Consider the following 18,865-nt stretch of genomic DNA (forward strand, 5'->3'; position numbering starts at 1 on the left):
TCATCAGGGCTTCCACTCGACGGGGAGGTTCGGTGCCTGGCTGCCGCTCGGGGCGACGTGCAGGGTCTTCAGGGTGAACTCCATCACCTGCTTGAACACCGGCCCGCAGAGCTGGCCGCCGAAGTGGCCGTTCTTCGGGTCCTGGATCACGCAGGAGACGGTGACGCGCGGGGCGTCGGCCGGGGCGAAGCCGATGAAGGAGGCGGTGTAGCCCTTGTACGTACCGGTCTTGGGGTCCACCCGGTTGGCCGTGCCGGTCTTCCCGGCCACCCGGTAGCCCTCGACCTTGGCCTTGGTGCCGGTGCCCTGCTCGTCCGAGACCACCGACTCCAGCATCTCGGTCAGGGTCTTCGCGGTCTCCGGCTTCACCACCCGGGTCTCGGCCCCGGGCGCGGCCGGCACGTACCGCCCGTCCGGGCCGGTGGTCCCGGCCAGCAGGCCCGGGGTGACCCGGACCCCGCCGTTGGCGATGGTGGAGAACACCGAGGTGGCCTGCAGCGCGCTCACCGAGAGGCCCTGGCCGAACGGGATGGTGTACTGCTGCGAACCGCTCCACTTCTCCGGCGGGATCAGGATGCCCGGCGTCTCGCCGGGGAAGCCGACGCCGGTGACCTTGCCGATCCCGAAGCGGGTGAGGTACTCGTGCAGCACCTTGTTGGAGGCCGCCTGGTCCGCGCCGAGGTGCTCCGCGGCCAGGATGGTCCCGATGTTCGAGGACTTGGCCAGCACGCCGGCCAGCGTCAGGTACCAGGTCTCGTGGTCGATGTCGTCGCGGAACAGCTGGTCCGAGCGCTGGAGCCGGTTGGGCACCGTGACGTGGGTGTCCCAGGCCGCCGTGCCGCTGTCCAGCACCGCCGCCATGGTCATCAGCTTGGCGGTGGAGCCCGGTTCGAAGGTGTCGCCGACCGCCGGGTTCCCCAGCTGGTCGGCCTTGGCCTTGGCCAGCTCGTTGGGGTTGAAGCCGGGCGAGGCGGCCATCGCCAGCACCTGACCGGTCTTCACGTCCTGGACGATCACGTAGCCCTTCTCCGCCCCGGCGTTGGCCACCTGGTCGGTGATGGCCCGCTGGGCCGCCCACTGGATGTCCCGGTCGATGGTCAGCCGCAGGTCCGAGCCCTCCACCGGGGACTGCTGGCTGCCGCCGGCCGTCGGCACCATCCGGCCGCCGACCTGGGCGTAGGTGCTGTGGCCGTCCTTGCCCGCCAGCTCCTTCTCGAACTGGTACTCCAGCCCGCCGGTGCCCTTGCCGTCCGCGTTCACGTAACCGAGCAGGTTGGCGGCCAGGCCGCCGGCCGGGTAGACCCGGCGCTTGGAGTCCTGGTAGATGATCCCGGCCAGCGGATTTGCGCAGGCCGCGTCCACGGACTGCCGCCCGCCCTGCTCGGCGGGCTTGCCGACCAGCTTGCGCTGGGCCCGGCAGTCGGCGGTGTCGGCCTGCTTGGCCAGGGTGGCCTTGAGGTCGGTGATCTGCTTCTTGGTCTCCGGGCTCTGACGGGGCGCCAGCATCACCCACTTGGTCTTGGGGGTGTGCAGCAGGGTGGCCAGCTGCTCCTTGCTGCGGTTCAGGATCGGCGCCAGCAGCGCGGCGGCCTGCTCCGGGGCGTCCGGCACCAGGGACTTCTCGGCCGGGTAGAGCGAGGGGTCGGCGGTGATGTCGTACGCGTCCACCGTGGTGGCCAGCGCCACGCCGTCGGAGGACGTTATCGAGCCCCGGTCGGCGGAGAGCTTGGCCTGCACGTACTGGTTGGCCCCGGCCTCGGCGGCCAGTGCGTCCGAATCCAGCAGCTGGAGCTGCACCAGCCGGCCGGCGAACACCGAGAAGACCGCCACCAGGGCGATGCCGACCACCCGCAGGCGCTTCTTCGGGTCGCCCAGCTTGATCAGGCGCGGCGGCTGCGGCGGGGCCGGCCGGCGGGGCGGCGGCTGGCGGCGCGGCGGCTCGCCGCTGCGCGGCCGGGGGGTGCGGGGGCGCGGCGCGGCAGCGGCCTTGCGGGCAGCCGCTCCTGACGCCCCGCCACCCGAGGCGCCGGCGGCGGGGCGGCGGGCGGGCTGCGGGCGGCCCTGACCGGCCGGGCGGGGGCGGGGCCGGCCGCCGCTGCCGCCTGAACCGCCCTGTCCTCGGCCGGGCTGACGGGGGGTGCTCATCGCGCGGTACCTCCGGCGGACGGGGCGGCTGCTGACGGGGCGGCGGACGGCGACGCTGCCGACGGCGCGGCGGCGGGCGGGGCGGTGCCCAGCGGCGGGGCCGGGTCGATCTGCACCCCGGTGTCGGCGGGCGGCGGCGCGGCCGGGGTCGGGGAGGCGCCCGGACGGCTCCACAGCTCCTGGTCGGTGCGCTTCACCGGCGGGCTGTCCTCGGCCTTGGCGGGCTTGCCGTTGACCGAGCCGTCGTCCTGCAGGAAGGCCAGGTCGCCGCCGGGCACCATGCCCAGCTCACGGGCCCGGCGCTCCAGCGCGTCCGGCGCGGACTGCTGGTCGATCTCCTGCTGGAGGGTCTGCTGGCGGTCCGTCAGCTCGGTGGTCTGGCGCTCCAGCCGGCTCCGTTCGAAGGATCCCTCGTTGAGCGCGGTGTTCAGCATCAGCAGACCGAGCAGCCCGCCCGAGAGCAGCAGCACCACCAGCACCGCGAAGGGCGTCCGTCCCCGCACCTGGCGCCGGGCCGGACGGACCGAGATCCGCACCCCACCGCCCTGCCCGGGGACCGACCCGCGCTCCCGCCGCGTCCGACCACCCGTCAGGCCACCACCGGCCACCGGCACCGCTCTTCTCCCTCGCCGCTTCGCTCCCCCGCCCGGCGTCGTCTCTAGCCGCGGGTCTCCCTGATCCTCTCCGCCACGCGCAGCCGCACGGGCGCGGCACGCCGGTTCTCCTCGATCTCCTCCTCCGTGGCCAGTTCGGCACCGCGGGTGAGCAGCTTCAGCCAGGGCTGGTGCTCCTCGGGGATGATCGGCAGCCCCGGCGGAGCGGTGTTGGTGGCCCCCTGCGCGAAGTACTGCTTCACCAGGCGGTCCTCCAGCGACTGGTAGGACATCACCGCGATCCGGCCGCCGAGCGCCAGCACGTCCAGCGCTCCCGGGATCGCCCGGTCCAGCACCTCCAGCTCGCCGTTGACCTCGATCCGCAGCGCCTGGAAGGTCCGCTTCGCCGGGTTGCCCCCGGTGCGGCGGGTGGCGGCCGGGATGGCGTTGCGCACCAACTCGACCAGACGCGCGGAGTTGGTGAACGGTTCCTTCTCGCGCTCGCGCAGGATCACCGAGGCGATCTTCCCGGCGAACCGCTCCTCGCCGTAGACCTTGAGGATCCGGGCCAGCTGGCCGTGGGTGTAGGTGTTCAGCACCTCGGCCGCGCTCAGGCCCCGGGTCTGGTCCATCCGCATGTCCAGCGGGGCGTCCTGGGCGTAGGCGAAGCCCCGGTCGGCCTCGTCCAGCTGCATCGAGGAGACGCCGAGGTCGAACAGGATGCCGTGCGCCTGCGGGATGCCGAGCCGGTCCAGCACCTCGGGGATCTCGTCGTACACCGCGTGCACCAGCGTCGCCCGCTCGCCGAACCGGGCCAGCCGCTCGCCGGAGAGCTTCAGCGCCTGCGGGTCGCGGTCCACCGCCACCAGCCGGACCTCGGGGAACTGGGTGAGCAGCGCCTCGCTGTGCCCACCGAGGCCGAGGGTGGCGTCCACCACCACGGAGCCGGGGGCGGAGATCGCCGGGGCCAGCGCGTCTACGCAGCGCTGGAGCATCACCGGGACGTGCTTGGGGGCCGGGCTGTCGGTGCTCATGACGCCCATTCTGGTCCATCCCACCCGCCCCACCCCCCACCCGGGGCCCCGCCGCGCCCGGACCCGGCCGAACGCCCGGCCGGCGAACGGCGGTTGACGGCACGACGGGCCGACCACGAACGACCCGACCCGGGGGGCAGGTCGATCGCGCCGCCTCTGTGCGGCCGGGAGCACCCGGCGGCGCGCCTCGGCCGGTCCGGCCGCGGCCCGCTCCGGGGCCCGCCGCCGGCGGGACGCGGTCCGGGGTCCCCGCCCGCTCGTCCGGGGAAGGAGTGACCGCCCGGCACCGGGGAAGGTGCGCCAGGTGGGCACGGAGCGGGTGGAGGCCGCGGACCGCGTACCGGCCCGGCCCGGGGCGGCAGTTGACGGTCCGTCAGGACCGCCGGGGCCGGGGTTCCACTTGGCCGGAACTCTACCGCTCCCACCTGCCCAGTCAATCGTCCCCGGCCACCTGCCACCCGGCCGGCGGCATGGATTCCCGCAGGTGGGAGCGGGGACGACGGCCGCCGTCCCCCACTCGGCCGCACCGCGCGCACCCCCGGCCGCACGCCGGACGGACCGGGGCGAACCGGACGCGCCGCACCGCTCAGCCGCCATGTCCTCGGTCACACCCGCCGCGTTCACCTCCCGACCCCCTCCGCAGTGGCCGGAATCCCACTACGGTCATCGGCATGACAGTGACCCCCGACCCGTCCGGCCCCACCGTCGCCGAACCCGCCGACCACACCGTCACCGACCGCTTCCTGGCCGCGAACCGCGGGTACGCCGAGACCTTCCGGGACGGCGGCATGGACGCCCGCCCGGTGCAGCGGGTCACCGTGGTGGCCTGCATGGACGCCCGGCTCGACCTGTTCGCCGCGCTCGGCCTGGAGCTCGGCGACGCCCACCTGATCCGCAACGCGGGCGGGGTCGTCACCGACGACACCATCCGCTCGCTGACCATCAGCCAGCGTGCCCTCGGCACCCGGTCGATCGTGCTGATCCACCACACCGGCTGCGGCCTGCTCGGCCTCACCGAGGACTTCCGCCGCGATCTGGAGATGGAGGTCGGCCAGCGCCCGACCTGGGCCGTCGAGTCCTTCGTCGACCTGGACGGCGACGTCCGCCAGTCCATGCAGCGGGTCCGCACCTCCCCGTTCATCCCGCACCGCGACGACGTCCGGGGGTTCGTCTTCGACGTGCACACCGGCCTGCTCCGCGAGATCCACTGACACCGGCCGCACCCCCGGTCGGGCGGCGACGTCGCACGACCGGGGGTGCGGGGGACCGCGCGAAGCGGAAGAAACCGACAGCCGGGTCGCGGCAGGCACCCGGCCCCGCATCGGCGCGCAAAACGGACACTCCTCCCGTGTCGCCCACTCGGGTGACGTTCCGGCCCCTGACAGGGAAGAATGCGCCTTCAGGCCGACCGGCCAGCTGATTTTCGGGGCATGGGAGCAATCGGGTGACGACCTTCAACGGACAGAGCGGCGCGGGCGGTTCGGGACTGCACGAGCTCGGCGCAGTGGTCGAACGGGTCCGGGCCTCGGTCGAGAGCGTCATCGAGGGCAAGCCGGAGGCGGTCCGGATCGCCCTCACCGTGCTGCTGGCCGAGGGCCACCTGCTGCTGGAGGACGTGCCGGGCGTCGGCAAGACCATGCTGGCCAAGGCACTGGCCCGGTCGGTGGACTGCACCGTCCGCCGCATCCAGTTCACCCCGGACCTGCTGCCCTCCGACGTGACCGGCACCAACGTCTTCGACCAGCAGCGGATGGACTTCGAGTTCCGCCCGGGCGCGATCTTCGCGCAGATCGTGGTCGGCGACGAGATCAACCGCGCCTCGCCGAAGACCCAGTCCGCGCTGCTGGAGTCGATGGAGGAGCGCCAGGTCACCATCGACGGCACCAGCTACGAGCTGCCCAGCCCGTTCATGGTGATCGCCACCCAGAACCCGGTGGAGATGGAGGGCACCTACCCCCTCCCGGAGGCACAGCGGGACCGCTTCATGGCCCGCATCTCGATCGGCTACCCGAGCGCCGAGGCCGAGTTCGCCATGCTGGACGTGCACGGTGGCGCCAGCCCGCTGGACGACCTCACCCCGGTCGCGCACGCGCACGACATCCTCAAGCTGGTCGAGGTGGTCCGCTCGGTGCACGTCTCCGAGCCGGTCCGCCGCTACGCGGTCGAGCTGGTCGGCGCCACCCGCTACCACCAGGAGCTCCGGCTCGGCGCCTCGCCGCGCGCCACCCTGCACCTGATCCGGGCCGCCCGGGCCGCCGCCGCGCTGGACGGCCGGGACTACGTGCTCCCGGACGACATCCAGGCGCTGGCCGTACCGGTGCTGGCGCACCGTCTGCTGCCCACCGCCGAGACCCAGTTGAGCCGCCGCTCGACCGAGCAGATCGTCACCGACCTGGTGGCGAGCCTGCCGATCCCGCGCGCGCAGGGCCGGGTCTGAGGTGGCCAAGGAGGGCAGTCCGACCGGACTGCGCACCGGACTGCGCGGCCTGACCACCCGGGGGCGGTCCTTCCTGGCCGCCGGGATCACCGCCGCGCTCTGCGCCTACGTCTTCGGCCAGGACACCCTGCTCCAGGTCTCCGTGCTGCTGGCCGCCCTGCCGCTGGCCGCCGCCGCCCTGCTGCTGCGCACCCGCTACCGGGTGGCCGGCGGGCGGCGGCTGAGCCCGTACCGGGTGGCGGCCGGCCAGGAGGCCCGGGTGCACCTGCGGCTCGACAACGTCTCCCGGGTCCCCACCGGCCTGCTGCTGCTGGAGGACCAGGTCCCGTACGTGCTCGGGCCGCGCCCGCGCTTCGTGCTGGACCGGGTGGAGCCGCGCGGCTTCCGCGAGGTGTCCTACCGGGTCCGCTCCGACCTGCGCGGGCGCTACCCGCTCGGGCCGCTCCAGCTGCGGGTCGCCGACCCGTTCGGGATGTGCGAGCTGAACCGTTCGTTCGCCGCCTCCGACGTGCTCACCGTGGTGCCGCAGGTGCTGCCGCTGCCGACGGTGAAGCTGCCCGGCGAGTCGACCGGGCACGGCGAGTCCAACACCCACACCCTGGCGCTGTCCGGGGACGACGACGTGATCCCGCGCGAGTACCGGCACGGCGACGACCTGCGCCGGGTGCACTGGAAGTCCACCGCCCGGTACGGCGAGCTGATGGTGCGTCGGGAGGAGCAGCCGCTGCGGGCCAAGGCCACCGTGCTGCTGGACACCCGGGAGGTGGCGCACCGGGGCTCCGGCCCGGCCTCCTCCTTCGAGTGGGCCGTCAGCTGCGCCGCCTCGGTCGGCGTGCACCTGCTGGAGCGCGGCTACCGCACCAGGCTGCTGACCGACACCGGCCTGGCCGTGCCGGGCCCGGAGGCCGGGGCGATCGCCACCGTGGCCGAGGCCGCCGGGCTGCTGCTGGACTCCCTCGCGGTGGTGGAGCTCTCCGACGGCGGCACGCTGGCCCGGGCCGAGCAGGTGCTCCGGCAGGGCGGCGACGGCGTGCTGGTCGCGGTGCTGGGCTCGCTGGACGAGGAGCAGGTGGCCCGGCTGGGCCGGCTGCGGCGGCGGGCCGCCGGGGCGGTCGCCTTCCTGCTGGACACCGGTACCTGGGCCGGCCTGCGGCACCTGGCACCGGACACCCCGGACCAGGACGCCACCGACCAGGTGACCAAGCTGCGCGAGGCCGGCTGGACGGTGCTCCCGGCCAGGGCCGGCGACTCGGTGGCCACCCTGTGGCGCCAGGCCGAGCGGGCCGGCGCCGCGCCCTACCGCAACGGGGCGGCGTCGTGACCGCCCGCCGGGCACCCGGCCCCCGTACCCTTCCGGCCGCCCGCGCGCCGCGCCCGGCCGTCCGTACCCACCGAAGCGGGGAGGCCACCGGATGACCACCCGGGCCAAGCTCACGCTCTACTCGGCGCTGGCCACCGTGCTGGTGACGCTCTGTCTGGTCCCGCTGGTCGAGCCGGCCACCTGGATCGTCCGGGCCGCGCTGGTGACCCTCGCGGCCGGCGCCGTCGGGGCCGGCCTGCGCCGGCTGGCGTTCTCCCGCGCGCTCCAGGTGCCGCTCCAACTGCTGGCCGTCGTCTACCTGGTGATGCTGCTGTTCGTGCAGCGCGCGATGGACTACGTGGTGCTGCCGGGGCCGGACGCGCTGAGCGCGCTGGGCACCCTGCTGTCGGAGGGTCAGAAGACCGTCCAGGAGTACACCGCACCGGCCCCGGCGACCGAGGGCGTGCAGCTGATCCTGGTCGGCGCGGTGGCCCTGATCGCGGTGCTGGTGGACGCCCTCGCGGTGACCTTCCGCCGGGCCGCGCTGGCCGGGCTGCCGCTGCTCGCGCTGTACTCCGTCGGCACCGGGCTGAACGGCAGCGAGAACGCCTGGCTGTGGTTCCTGCTGTCCGCCGCCGGCTACCTGCTGCTGCTCTTCGCCGAGGGCCAGGACCGGCTGTCCCGCTGGGGCCGGGTCTTCCACGGCAGCTCCCAGGACGGCACCGGCTCCCTCTCGCACAGCGGCCACCGGGTCGGCCTGCTCGCCCTGGCCTGCGCCGTGCTGATCCCGCTGGTGGTCCCCACCACCGGCCTCGGCCTGTTCGACGGCAAGGGCGGCGGTCCGGGCCTCGGCGGCGGCAGCAAGCAGATCACCTCGCTCAACCCGGTGGTCGCGCTGACCTCCAGCCTGCGGAGCGAGCAGAACACGGAGATGTTCACCTTCACCACCGACACCAACGCCACCGACCTCTACCTGCGGATCAGCGCGCTGGACAACTTCAACGGCTCCGAGTGGACGGCCTCCGAGCAGCGCCTGCAGAACCTGCCGGCCCAGTTCCCGTCCCCGCCCGGCCTGGCGGACGACGTCCGGACGAGCGGCTTCCGCACCGACGTCAAGCTCGCCAGCACGCTCGCCATCGACTGGCTGCCGATGGCCTACCCGGCCGCGTCGATCAACGTGAAGGGCAACTGGAAGTACGAGCCCACCACCCGCTCGGTGGTCAGTGACGGCAAGTCGAACAGCGGGGGCCTGGCGTACACCGTGTTCAGCACGGAGGTCAGCCCGACCCCGGCACAGCTGCGCTCCGCTCCGCTGGCCCCCGAGGAGATGCGCCGCTTCACCGAGCTGCCGGCCGACCTGCCGGCGGTGGTCAAGGACACCGCCAGGCGGATGGTGGCCGGGAAGAACAACCCGTACGACCAGGCGGTGGCCCTGCAGAACTGGTTCACCGGCGACGAGTTCCGCTACAGCCTCAAGGTCCCCGGGACGATGGGGAACGAGGGCATCCAGCGCTTCCTGCGCGAGAAGACCGGCTTCTGCGTGCACTACGCCGGCACCATGGCCGCGATGGCCCGCTCGCTGGGCATCCCGGCCCGGGTCGCGATCGGCTTCGCCCCCGGCACCGACATGGGCCGGGGCGCCTTCACCGTGCGGAGCCAGGACTACCACGCCTGGCCCGAGCTGTACTTCCCCGGCTCCGGCTGGCTGCGCTTCGAGCCCACCCCGAGCCGGGGCTCCCAGCCCGAGTACACCACCGAGAAGGCCGCCCCGGCGCCCACCGCCCAGCCGACCGAGGCCACCACCGCCCCGACCGCGGCGCCCTCGGCCGCCCCCAGCGCCAGCAGCAGCTGCACCGCGCAGCAGCAGCGCCAGGACGGCTGCGCCGACGAGCAGCAGACCACTGCGGTCCAGCTCGTCGAGCGGCCCTGGTGGCAGGAGTGGACGGTGCTGGTCTGGGCCCTGGCCGCGCTGCTGGTGCTGGCCATGCTGGCCACCCCGATGCTCTGGCGGATCCGCCAGCGCCGGCGTCGGCTCGGCACCGGCCGGCGGTCCCCGGGCGGGGACGGCGGCACCGAGCTGACGGACCGCCAGGTCCTGGCCGCCTGGGAGGAGCTGATCGACACCGCCTGGGACCTCGGCATCCCGCCGGACGACTCGCGCACCCCGCGCACCGCCGTCCGCCGGATCGCCGAGGCGGGGCAGCTGGACGAGACCGCCACGGCCGCCGCCGGGCGGGTGGCGCTGGCCACCGAGCGGGTGCTCTACGCCCGCAGCACCGACGCCGGGCTGCCGCTCGGGGCCGACGTGCGGACCGCCGCCGAGGGCCTGCGGGCCTCGGCCGGTCGGCGGGGCCGGACCCGGGCGGTCCTGCTGCCGCCCTCCTCGGCCCGGCTGCGGCAGCGGATCCGGGCCCGCTTCGCGGCGGTCGGCGACGCCGTCCGGTCCCGGTCCGACCGGGTGGCCGGCGCGCTCCGCCGCCTGCCGGGCCTGCGGCGGCGCGAGCGGGACTGACGGGCGGGTGCCGGGTCCCGGTGGGACCCGGCACCCGCACCGCACCGCACCAGACGGATCGGTCCGGGCCCGTGCGCAGGCCGTGCTCGGGACGCCCGGCTCAGGACGTTCTGCTCAAAGCGGCCCGGCGCCGGACGCACGACGAGGGCGGGCAGTCGATTCCTCTCGACTGCCCGCCCTCGTCCACGAACTCGGTCTTCCGCGCGGGTCACATACCGTCGTGGCCTTCGTGCTCGTCCCGGCGGCGCTGCCAGCGCTGCTCCATCCGGTCCATCACACCGGCCTTGCGTCGGGGTGGCGGGGAGTCCTTGGCCCCCGCTCCCGGCCCGGCCGGACCACGCTTCCAGCCCTTCACGGCGAAGACCGCGCAGCCCAGCATCACCACGAAACCGGCCACGCCCACCACGGGTACGTTGGCGACGAGGCCCCCCATCAGGAGGGCGATGCCCACCACGAACCCCGCGGCGGCCAGGTAGACCCGCCGACGGGTGTAGGTGCGCAGCCCGGTTCCCTCAAGCGCTGACGCGAATTTGGGATCTTCGGCGTACAGCGCTCGCTCCATCTGCTCGAGCAGTCGCTGCTCGTGCTCCGAGAGCGGCACGGAGTCCTCCTACTCGTCGGTCGCGGGGCGACCGGTCCGCCACCCCTGGCTCGGGTCGTTGTGTGGACCATATGCCCCACCGGCCAGGCCGTCATGCTTTCCGGCTTTACCCAGATCATACGGTCCGGGCGCCCGGTTCGGGACGGTCGAGTGCACGTGGCTCGGGCCACGTCACCTTCCCCGCTCACTGGCACCCAACGCAGCGGGGTCCCGACAAGTGCCCGAACCGGCGGATTCATCCGGACGACCCTGGTTTCGGTGCCGCCAACGGGGGGTGAAGACCGGGTCAGGCGAGCGCGGCCAACAGGTGGAGCTGGGTCGCCACGGCGTGGAAGGCCGGCTGCTCGGCGGCGGCCCGCTCCAGCTTGAGGAGCGCCTCCATGGCCCCCGGCTCGGTGTCCACCAGGACCCCGGGCACCAGGTCGGCGAAGACCCGGACGCCGTGCACCGAGGCGACCCGCAGGCCGGCGGCGGCGGTCAGCTCGTTCAGCTCCTCACCGGTGAACCGGCGGGGCATCGGGTCCTGGGCGCCCCATCGGCCGTCCGGGGCGTCCAGGGCCGTCCGGGCGTCGGTGAAGTGGCCGGCCAGCGCCCGGGCCAGCACCGCGCCGTTCCGGTTGGCGGCCAGCAGGCTGACCAGTCCGCCCTCCACCAGGGTCGCGGTGAGGTTCTTCAGCGCCTCGGCGGGGTCGTCCACCACCTCCAGCACACCGTGGCAGAGCACCGCGTCCACCGTGCCGGGGCTGACCAGCTCGGGCAGCGTCTGGGTGTCGCCCTGGACGGCCCGGACCAGCTCCGTGACGCCGGCCTCGGCGGCCCGGCGCTCCAGCGCGAACAGCGCGTCCGGGCTCGGGTCCACCACGGTCACCCGGTGGCCCAGCTTGGCCACGGGCACGGCGAAGTTGCCCGTGCCGCCGCCGGTGTCGAGCACCTCCAGCACGGGCTTGCCCAGCTCGGCCGCCCGGGACTCCAGGGCGGCCCGTACCACCTCCCACACCACGGCGGTACGCAGGGCACTGCGGGGACGGGTCGGGTACAAGGCGGAGACTCCTCGGCTAGGGCGAAGCGGGACGCCGGACGCCACCACCTTAGACGCCCCCGGCGCCCCTCCCGCCGCACTGCGTCACAAGCCCCCCCGGGGCGCGGCCTGACGGCCCGTCACCCCGCCGCCCGGCCCACCGCTCCCCCTCACTCCACCGCGCCACCCCGCTCCCCCAACGGCAGCGGTCGGTCCGGGTGCAGGTCCAGCAGCCGCTGCACCAGGCGGAGGTAGAGGGCCGTGTTCCTGATCAGGTCGTCGGCGTCCCGGCCGGAGGCCGCGTTCGGGATGCCCGCCTCGGCGGCGGCGCGGCGGCGGGCGCCGGCCGCGAAGAAGGCCGCCCACTCGGAGAGCTCGGGGGCCACCTCGGGCAGCACGTCCCAGGCGCTGCGGATCGCCTGCCGGCGCCTGGTCCGCTTCTCCGGGCGGCCCCGGACGGCCAGCACCGCGGCGGTGGTCCGCAGCGCGGCCAGGTGGGCGGTGGAGTAGCGCTGCAGCGGGTCCTCGTACTGACGGGCCTGGAGCAGCGTCAGCTCGGCGTGCCGGAGCAGGTCGAGGGCGGCCGGCGGGGCGGCAGCCCGGCGCGGCACGGGGTGGATGTCGGCGCCCCGGAGGCGGCCGGCCGGGACGTACGGCGGGCCGGACGGGGCGGGCAGCAGTGGGGCGGTCTCGGGCTGACTGATGGTCATACTCTCCCCCGGTCCACGGCGGTCGTGCGGACCGGACGGTCCACACCACTCCATGGTGGACGGAGGCACTGACAATCTGGTAGTGGGCGATGACGCACGGGCGCCCCGCACCGACCGGTGCGGGACGCCCGGACGCGTCCCCCCGTGGTTCCCCCGTGGCCCCCCGGGTGGGTCCCCCCAGGCCCGGCGTTCCCCCGTACCGCGGTCCGCCGCCCCGTGTCGGCGGTCCGCGGCCGCACCCGGCCCGTTGTCGCGGCCCGAGTGGATGCCCACCGGTCCCCCACAGTCCGTGGACGTCGGGCCGCTGTCCGGAGGGGACCTGACGGTCCGTCGCTCCGGGTGGCCCCAACTCTGCCGTTCCCGCAGGTCGGGCGGGTATCCGTCGCCGTACTCAAGTGCGCGTCTGAGTATCCGTACTCACCTTCGGCAGCGGGGGAACCGGCACCGGTACGGTGTCGTCCTGACAGCGCCAGGAGTGTTCACGAGGGGGAGCGGATGAGCGTCATCCCGTTGGTCTTCACCAGCGGTTGGGCGAGCGGCATCAACGCCTACGCGGTGGTGTTGCTGCTCGGCCTGCTGGGCCGGTTCGGCGGGGCCGACTCGGTGCCGCCCGCGCTGGAGCGCACGGACGTGCTGATCGCGGCCACCGTGCTGTTCCTCTGCGAGGCGGTGGCGGACAAGATCCCGTACGTGGACTCGGTCTGGGACGCGGTGCACACCGTGATCCGCCCGATCGCGGGGGCCACCATCGGCGCCCTGCTGGCCAGTCAGGACCCGGGCTCGCTGGGCGAGGTGGCGGCCGGGGCGGTGGGCGGCACCACGGCGCTGGTCAGCCACCTGATCAAGGCCTCGCTGCGGATGGCGATCAACACCTCGCCGGAGCCGGCCAGCAACGTCGTGGCCAGCGTCGCGGAGGACCTCTCGGTGGCCGGCCTGGTCACCCTGGCGATCTTCCACCCCTGGCTGGCCGCCTCGGCCGCCGCCGTGCTGCTGCTGGTCGGCGCGCTGCTGGTGTGGTTCGCGGTCACCCGGATCCGCCGCTTCCTGGCCCGCCGCCGGGAGCGCAAGGCGGACCGCGCCGCCGGCCGCACCCCTGCGGGGCAGGCCGGCGGCGCCAGCCGGATGCCGTACTGACCCGAGGTCAGGACGGCGCGGGTCAGGACAGTGCGGGTCAGGACAGTGCGGGCGGCAGGTCCAGCCGGGCCAGCCGCTCGCGGTCGGCCAGGATCGCGATCTCGGTGATCCGGCCGTCCCGGACGGTGAAGGCCAGCAGCGAGTACGGCCGGCCGTCCGGCTCGACCAGGCTGCCGAGCTGCCCGTTGACCAGCACCAGCCGCCCGAACGGGGCCAGCCCGGCGAACCGGGCCGCCTGCGCGGCGACCAGCCGGGCGCCCCGGAGCAGTTGGCTGAGGCCGGGGCCGGAGTCCACCCGGAGCAGCACGTCCGGGTCGAGGATCTCCAGCAGCGCGTCGAAGTCCCCGTCCCGGGCGGCGTCCTGGAACGCCTCGACCGCCACCCGCTGCCGCCCTCGGTCCGGCTCCTCCGGCGGGGTCGCGCCCTGCACCCGGCGGCGGGCCCGGGAGGCCAACTGCCGGGCGGCGGCGGGCTCGCGGTCCACGATCCGCGCCACGGTCTCGAACGGCACCTGGAACATGTCGTAGAGCACGAAGGCCACCCGCTCGGCGGGCGGCAGGGTGTCCAGCACCACCAGCATGGCCAGGCCGACCTCGTCGGCGAGCAGCGCCTGCCGCTCCGGATCGGCGTCCACTAGGTCGGAGACCACCGGGTCCGGCAGCTGGAAGTCGGTGCTCTCCTCCCGGCGGGCCTTCCGGGACCGCAACTGGTCCAGGCAGACCCGGCCGACCACGGTGGTCAGCCAGGCCGCGAGGTTGCGCACCTCCGCCACGTCCGCACGGCTCAGCCGGAGCCACGCCTCCTGCACCGCGTCCTCCGCCTCGGCCAGCGAGCCGAGCATCCGGTAGGCCACCGCCCGGAGCGCGGGCCGCTCGGCCTCGAACCGCTCCGCCAGCACGATCTCTGCGTCCATGCCGCCACCCTAGGACCAGCTGACGGACCGTCAGCCACGGCCCCCTCCGAGCCGCCCGGCCCCACCCGGGAGACAGCCCCTAGGATCGTCCGCATGGCACGGATCGTGATCGTCGGCGCGGGGATGAGCGGACTGGCCGCGGCGGCGCGGCTGGGCACGCTGGGGCATCGGGTGACGGTCTGTGAGGCGGGGCCCACGTACGGCGGGGAGCTCGGCCGCCACGAAGCGGACGGCTTCCGCTTCGACACCGGCCCGACCCTGCTGGCGCTGCCCGCCGTCTACCGCGACCTCGCGCTGAAGAGCGGTCGCGAGCCGCTGGAGGAGCTGGTCCGGCTGGCCCCGGTCGACCCGGAGAGCCGGCACCTCTTCCCGGACGGCACCGAGCTGGTGCTGCCGAACGCCTCCCGGGGCCGGGTCGCCGAGGCGCTGGACGCCGCCTTCGGGCCGGGGACGGGCGAGCGCTGGGGCGAGGTGAGCAACCGGGCCCGCACGGTCTGGGAGGCCACCCGCCGCCCGCTGCTGGAGGAGCCGCTGCCCGCCGACCCGACCCCGCTGCACACCGACCCCTACCCCGCACCGCCCCGGCGCGGCCTGGCCCGGCTGCGCCGCGAGCGCCCGCACACCCTGGCCGCCGTCGCCGCCGAGGAGCTCGGCGGCGGGGCCGGCCCGACGGCGCTGCTGTACGAGTACGCGCTCCGGCACGGCCTGGACCCGCGCACCGCGCCCGCCGGGGCCACGGTGTTGGCCTACATGGAGCAGTCCTTCGGCGTCTGGTCGGTCGGCGGCGGCCTGCGCGAGCTGGCCACGGCGGTGTACCGGCGGTGCGAGCAGCGCCGGGTGGAGTTCCGCTTCGGGACGCCCGTCACCGAGGTGCTGTCCGCGGACGGCCGGGTGGCCGGGGTGCTCACCGACGGCCCCGCGGGCGCGGAGCAGCGGATCGACGCCGACGTGGTGCTGGTGGCGGCCGGCGGCGGCCTGCTCCCGCCCGCCGCGCGGCCGGTGCCGCGGCGGCTCTCGGTCCTCCTGTCGCTGCGCGGCGAGCGCCCCGCGGGCACCGCCGTCCGCACCGTGGTGCACGCCCGGGACGGCGCCGCCGAGCTGGCCGCACTGTTCGACCGGGGCGAGTACCCGCGCTTCCCGACCGTCCAGGTGCACCGCCCCGGCGAGGGCGCCCCGGCGGGCCACGAGGCCGTCACCCTCACCGTCACGGTGCCCCCGGGCGGGCCGGACCTGCCCGACGGCTACCCCGGGCACCTGCTGGAGCACCTGGCCGGAGCCGGTCTCGACCTCCGCGACCGGCTGCTCCGGCTGCACGTGCCCGAGCGCTCGGAGCTGCGCCCGCCCTCGCTGGCCGGTCTCGGCGGGGCCTTCCTCAGCCCGCCGAACGCGACCGACCACCCGCAGCTGTACCGGATCGGCTCGGCCGCCCACCCCGGCGGCGGGCTGGCCCGCACCGGGATGTCGGCCTGCGTGGTGGCCGGGCTGATCGGCCCGGCCTGACGCCTGACGGTACGTCAGGGCCCGCCGCACCCCACGGAGTGCGACGGGCCACCTGACGGCACCGGGCCGGCCTAGTCGGCCAGGTTCGCGGCCCGGACCTCGTAGACGGCACCGGTCTCCGGCTCGGTCCCCATCGCCTCGGCGAGGCGCCGGTAGCGGCCCGCCTCGTCCGGACGGCCCTGCCGGTGCAGGGTGCGGCCGAGCGCCTCGTAGGCCCACCCGTTCGCCGGGTCGAGCTCGACCAGACGGCGGAACGCGGCCTCGGCCCGGCCCAGTTGGGCGCTGTGGAAGTAGGACCGGCCGAGCAGCTCGACGGCCGCCCGGTTCCCCGGGTCCGCCTCGACGATCGGGGCGAGGATGTCGGCCGCGCCGCTGTAGTCCTTCGAGTCGAAGAACAGGTTGGCGCGCTGGTACTCCTGGTAGCTCACTGCGGGGGCTCCTTCCTCGGTCAGGCCCTCGTTCCGCCCCCTGCAACCAGCGCCGCCGCCCGGGTGTTCCCGAGTCGCGGGCGGCGGCCGGTGGGGCAGGATGGAGCGGGTCCGGTACCCACTCGTTCACAGGAGACGCCCATGAGCGGCAAGGAGAACGCCGAGATCCTCGGTTCGATCGGCCAGATGGTCGAGGCCGAGAAGCAGCTCCGCGCCCGGATCGCGGCCGGCGGCACGGACCAGGACGCGGCCCGGGCGGAGCTGGCCGCCATCGAGGTCAAGCTCGACCAGTGCTGGGACCTGCTGCGCCAGCGCCGGGCCCGGGCCGAGTTCGGCGAGGACCCGGCGGGGGCGAAGCTGCGGCCGGCCGCCGAGGTGGAGGGCTACCGCTCCTGAGCGGCTGACGGGCCGTCAGGGCTGCTGCTGGTAGTTCCAGTTCGGCTGCTGCTGGTCGTGGCCCGGGGCGGGCTGCTGCGGGATGGCGGGCTGCTGCTGCCAGTCCTCCTGCGGCTGCCAGCCCTGCTCGTAGTAGCCGGACTGCGCGTACGGGTCCTGGTACTGCGGCTGGTACTGCTGCTCGTAGCCGCCCACCGGCGCTTGGTGGCCGTACTCGTCGGCGGCGGCGTAGTACTGCTGCTGCTCGGGCTGCGGCTGGTAGTACGCACCGGCGTAGACGCTGTCCTCGGCGAGCGGCTCCGGCTGGTACGCGGCCTGCTGCCGGTAGTCGTAGGCGGAGCCGTCGAACGGCGCGGGCTCGAACGGCGTCTGCTCGAACGGCGCGGGCTCGAACGCGGCCTGCTCGAAGCCCACCTGCTCGAACGCGTACGGCGCGGCGGCGGCCGGCTCCTCCGCCGACGGCTCCTCGACCGGGCCGACCTCGCCGACCTTCGCGACCGCGACCGCCTCGGCGGCCGGGTCCTCGCCGCCGGTGGCCGCGCTCAGCAGCGGCACCTTGGCCAGCGCACCGGGGAGTTCACCGTCGGCGCGGCGCAGCGACCAGCCCGAGGTGTAGCCGCGCTTCACCGAGAGGGTCACCATCACCTGGCCCAGCGCGAAGCCGGCCGCACCCGCCCCGATCACCGGGACGGAGGAGAGGGACATCCCGACCGGGACGAGCAGGAAGCCGGCCAGCGCGACGGCCCGCCAGTGCAGCGGGGCACGGCTCTGCAGCAGCAGTTCGGCGACCAGCCAGAGCGCCACCACCCCGAGGGCGGCGTACAGCACGAGGTACCCGACGCTCATACCGCGTTCCTCCAACTCACCGGCCCAGCCCGCCCCGCGTCCCGGCGACTGTACAGGCTCCCCGCGCCCGTGGACGACCCCGGCGGCCATCCGCAGCAAGGCCGCCGACCGGAGGTGGACGGACCGTTCGCACCCTGCCCGGCCTCCGCCGGGCGGGCGTCGCTCAGCGCTGGTGCAGACCGAGGTTCTGGTAGATCTCCAGCGTCGACGTCGAGTGGTTCAGCGTGATGAAGTGCAGCCCCGGCGCCCCCTCGGCGAGCAGCCGCTCGGACATCGCGGTGGCGTGGTCCAGCCCCACCGCCCGCACGGCGTCCGGGTCGTCGGCGACGGCCAGGAAGCGGTCCTTGAGGCCGGGCGGGAAGTCCGAGCCGGAGAGCTGCGGGAAGCGGGTGAGCTGGCGGATGTTGGTGACCGGCATGATCTCCGGGATGATCGGCGTCGAGCAGCCCGCCGCCTCGACCCGGTCCCGCAGCCGCAGGTAGTCCTCCACCTCGAAGAACATCTGGGTGATCGCGTAGTCGGCCCCCGCGCGGCACTTGGCCACGAAGTGCCGGATGTCCTCGTCCCAGTTCGCGGAGCGCGGGTGCATGTTGGGGAAGGCCGCGACCCCGACGCAGAAGTCCCCGATGCCCTTGATCAGCTCGACCAGCTGGTAGGCGTACTCGACCCCCTGCGGGTGCCGGACCCACTCGCCCTCCGGGTCGCCGGGCGGGTCGCCCCGGACCGCGAGCACGTTGCGGACGCCCTGGTCGGCGTAGTGGCCGATGATGTTGCGCAGCTCGGCGATCGAGTGGTCGACCGCCGTCAGGTGGGCGACGGGCGTCAGGGTGGTCTCGGTGGCGATCCGGCCGACCAGGTTGACGGTCCGTTCGCGCGAGCCGCCGCCCGCGCCGTACGTCATGCAGACGAAGTTCGGGTCCAGGCACTCGACCCGGCGGATCGCGTCCCACAGCTTGGACTCGCCGAGCTCGGTGCGGGGCGGCATGAACTCGAAGGAGAAGGAACGGTCTCCGGCCGCCAAGAGGTCACGGACCGTCTCTGCCCGGTCGGTTCTGGTGGACGGGATGCCGAGTGCCATGCTGGCAGATTAGCCCTCCCCGCGAACGGCCGACCAAACGTCGTCCACCAGCTGAGACGCCCGCAATCCGTTCGATGGACGGCCCGTACGGACGTTCCCACCGCCGCCCGTACGGACGTTCCCACCGCTGCCCGGACGGGCGTTCGACGGCCGGACCCGGCACGGCCCTCACGGCCGCCCGGTTAGGCTGATCGTCACCCGAGTGATGCCAGTGATCCGG

The 18,865-nt window shown here is 74.6% G+C and carries 17 protein-coding genes; 7 read left to right on the forward strand and 10 right to left on the reverse strand.

What is annotated here, in order from left to right:
• Window positions 1–3: 3 nt before the first annotated feature.
• The 3 genes from ACIRBX_RS10650 to rsmH all read right to left on the reverse strand — a co-directional run bounded on the left by ACIRBX_RS10650 (window position 4) and on the right by rsmH (window position 3,772).
• Window positions 4–2,145, reverse strand: coding sequence for a peptidoglycan D,D-transpeptidase FtsI family protein (locus ACIRBX_RS10650; RefSeq protein WP_402295338.1), 2,142 nt, complete (start codon window positions 2,143–2,145; stop codon window positions 4–6).
• Entirely contained in the window at window positions 2,142–2,681 is a 540-nt protein-coding gene (locus tag ACIRBX_RS10655) for a septum formation initiator family protein (protein ID WP_402295340.1), read from the reverse strand. Before ACIRBX_RS10655 ends, ACIRBX_RS10650 begins: the two co-directional genes overlap by 4 nt.
• A gap of 122 nt (window positions 2,682–2,803) precedes the next feature.
• Entirely contained in the window at window positions 2,804–3,772 is a 969-nt protein-coding gene (gene rsmH / locus ACIRBX_RS10660; RefSeq protein WP_402295342.1) for a 16S rRNA (cytosine(1402)-N(4))-methyltransferase RsmH, read from the reverse strand.
• 671 nt (window positions 3,773–4,443) lie between these two features.
• Here rsmH and ACIRBX_RS10665 point away from each other — a divergent pair.
• From ACIRBX_RS10665 to ACIRBX_RS10680, 4 genes are all read left to right on the forward strand, one after another.
• The gene (locus tag ACIRBX_RS10665; RefSeq protein WP_402295344.1) at window positions 4,444–4,983 is read left to right on the forward strand and encodes a beta-class carbonic anhydrase; all 540 of its coding nucleotides are present in this window, start codon (window positions 4,444–4,446) and stop codon (window positions 4,981–4,983) included.
• Window positions 4,984–5,216: 233 nt separating this feature from the next.
• Entirely contained in the window at window positions 5,217–6,209 is a 993-nt protein-coding gene (locus ACIRBX_RS10670) for an AAA family ATPase (protein WP_402295345.1), read from the forward strand.
• Between the two features lies 1 nt (window position 6,210).
• Window positions 6,211–7,530 (forward strand): DUF58 domain-containing protein, encoded by a 1,320-nt coding sequence (locus ACIRBX_RS10675; RefSeq protein WP_402295347.1) that lies wholly within the window; start codon window positions 6,211–6,213, stop codon window positions 7,528–7,530.
• A gap of 91 nt (window positions 7,531–7,621) precedes the next feature.
• A complete protein-coding gene (locus ACIRBX_RS10680) occupies window positions 7,622–10,021 on the forward strand; it encodes a transglutaminaseTgpA domain-containing protein (RefSeq protein WP_402295349.1) in 2,400 nt (799 codons plus the stop codon).
• A gap of 208 nt (window positions 10,022–10,229) precedes the next feature.
• Here the strand turns inward: ACIRBX_RS10680 and ACIRBX_RS10685 are convergent, their stop codons facing one another.
• The 3 genes from ACIRBX_RS10685 to ACIRBX_RS10695 form a co-directional block, all read right to left on the reverse strand.
• Complete coding sequence (locus tag ACIRBX_RS10685; protein WP_402295350.1) at window positions 10,230–10,622, reverse strand: DUF3040 domain-containing protein; 393 nt, start codon at window positions 10,620–10,622, stop codon at window positions 10,230–10,232.
• A gap of 286 nt (window positions 10,623–10,908) precedes the next feature.
• Window positions 10,909–11,661: a methyltransferase domain-containing protein gene (locus ACIRBX_RS10690; protein WP_402295351.1), complete on the reverse strand. Its 753-nt coding sequence runs from the start codon at window positions 11,659–11,661 to the stop codon at window positions 10,909–10,911.
• A gap of 149 nt (window positions 11,662–11,810) precedes the next feature.
• Window positions 11,811–12,350 (reverse strand): SAV_6107 family HEPN domain-containing protein, encoded by a 540-nt coding sequence (locus ACIRBX_RS10695; RefSeq protein WP_402295353.1) that lies wholly within the window; start codon window positions 12,348–12,350, stop codon window positions 11,811–11,813.
• Between the two features lie 495 nt (window positions 12,351–12,845).
• On the opposite strand from ACIRBX_RS10695, the gene ACIRBX_RS10700 reads away from it, so the two are divergent.
• Entirely contained in the window at window positions 12,846–13,484 is a 639-nt protein-coding gene (locus ACIRBX_RS10700) for a DUF4126 domain-containing protein (RefSeq protein ID WP_402295355.1), read from the forward strand.
• 37 nt (window positions 13,485–13,521) lie between these two features.
• Here the strand turns inward: ACIRBX_RS10700 and ACIRBX_RS10705 are convergent, their stop codons facing one another.
• Window positions 13,522–14,397 (reverse strand): sigma-70 family RNA polymerase sigma factor, encoded by an 876-nt coding sequence (locus tag ACIRBX_RS10705; RefSeq protein WP_402295357.1) that lies wholly within the window; start codon window positions 14,395–14,397, stop codon window positions 13,522–13,524.
• A gap of 93 nt (window positions 14,398–14,490) precedes the next feature.
• On the opposite strand from ACIRBX_RS10705, the gene ACIRBX_RS10710 reads away from it, so the two are divergent.
• The gene (locus tag ACIRBX_RS10710; RefSeq protein WP_402295359.1) at window positions 14,491–15,897 is read left to right on the forward strand and encodes a phytoene desaturase family protein; all 1,407 of its coding nucleotides are present in this window, start codon (window positions 14,491–14,493) and stop codon (window positions 15,895–15,897) included.
• 71 nt (window positions 15,898–15,968) lie between these two features.
• Here ACIRBX_RS10710 and ACIRBX_RS10715 read toward each other — a convergent pair whose 3' ends face one another.
• Entirely contained in the window at window positions 15,969–16,325 is a 357-nt protein-coding gene (locus ACIRBX_RS10715) for a tetratricopeptide repeat protein (RefSeq protein ID WP_402295360.1), read from the reverse strand.
• 141 nt (window positions 16,326–16,466) lie between these two features.
• Between ACIRBX_RS10715 and ACIRBX_RS10720 the strand changes: the two genes are divergently transcribed.
• Window positions 16,467–16,721: a DUF2630 family protein gene (locus ACIRBX_RS10720; protein WP_402295361.1), complete on the forward strand. Its 255-nt coding sequence runs from the start codon at window positions 16,467–16,469 to the stop codon at window positions 16,719–16,721.
• 15 nt (window positions 16,722–16,736) lie between these two features.
• On the opposite strand, the gene ACIRBX_RS10725 is transcribed toward ACIRBX_RS10720, so the two are convergent.
• The gene (locus tag ACIRBX_RS10725) at window positions 16,737–17,567 is read right to left on the reverse strand and encodes a hypothetical protein (RefSeq protein ID WP_402295363.1); all 831 of its coding nucleotides are present in this window, start codon (window positions 17,565–17,567) and stop codon (window positions 16,737–16,739) included.
• Window positions 17,568–17,730: 163 nt separating this feature from the next.
• Window positions 17,731–18,645 (reverse strand): methylenetetrahydrofolate reductase [NAD(P)H], encoded by a 915-nt coding sequence (gene metF / locus ACIRBX_RS10730; RefSeq protein WP_402295365.1) that lies wholly within the window; start codon window positions 18,643–18,645, stop codon window positions 17,731–17,733.
• Window positions 18,646–18,865 lie beyond the last annotated feature (220 nt).

It is taken from the genome of Kitasatospora sp. NPDC096147, assembly GCF_044763225.1.
In the GTDB taxonomy this organism is placed as follows: Bacteria; Actinomycetota; Actinomycetes; order Streptomycetales; family Streptomycetaceae; genus Kitasatospora.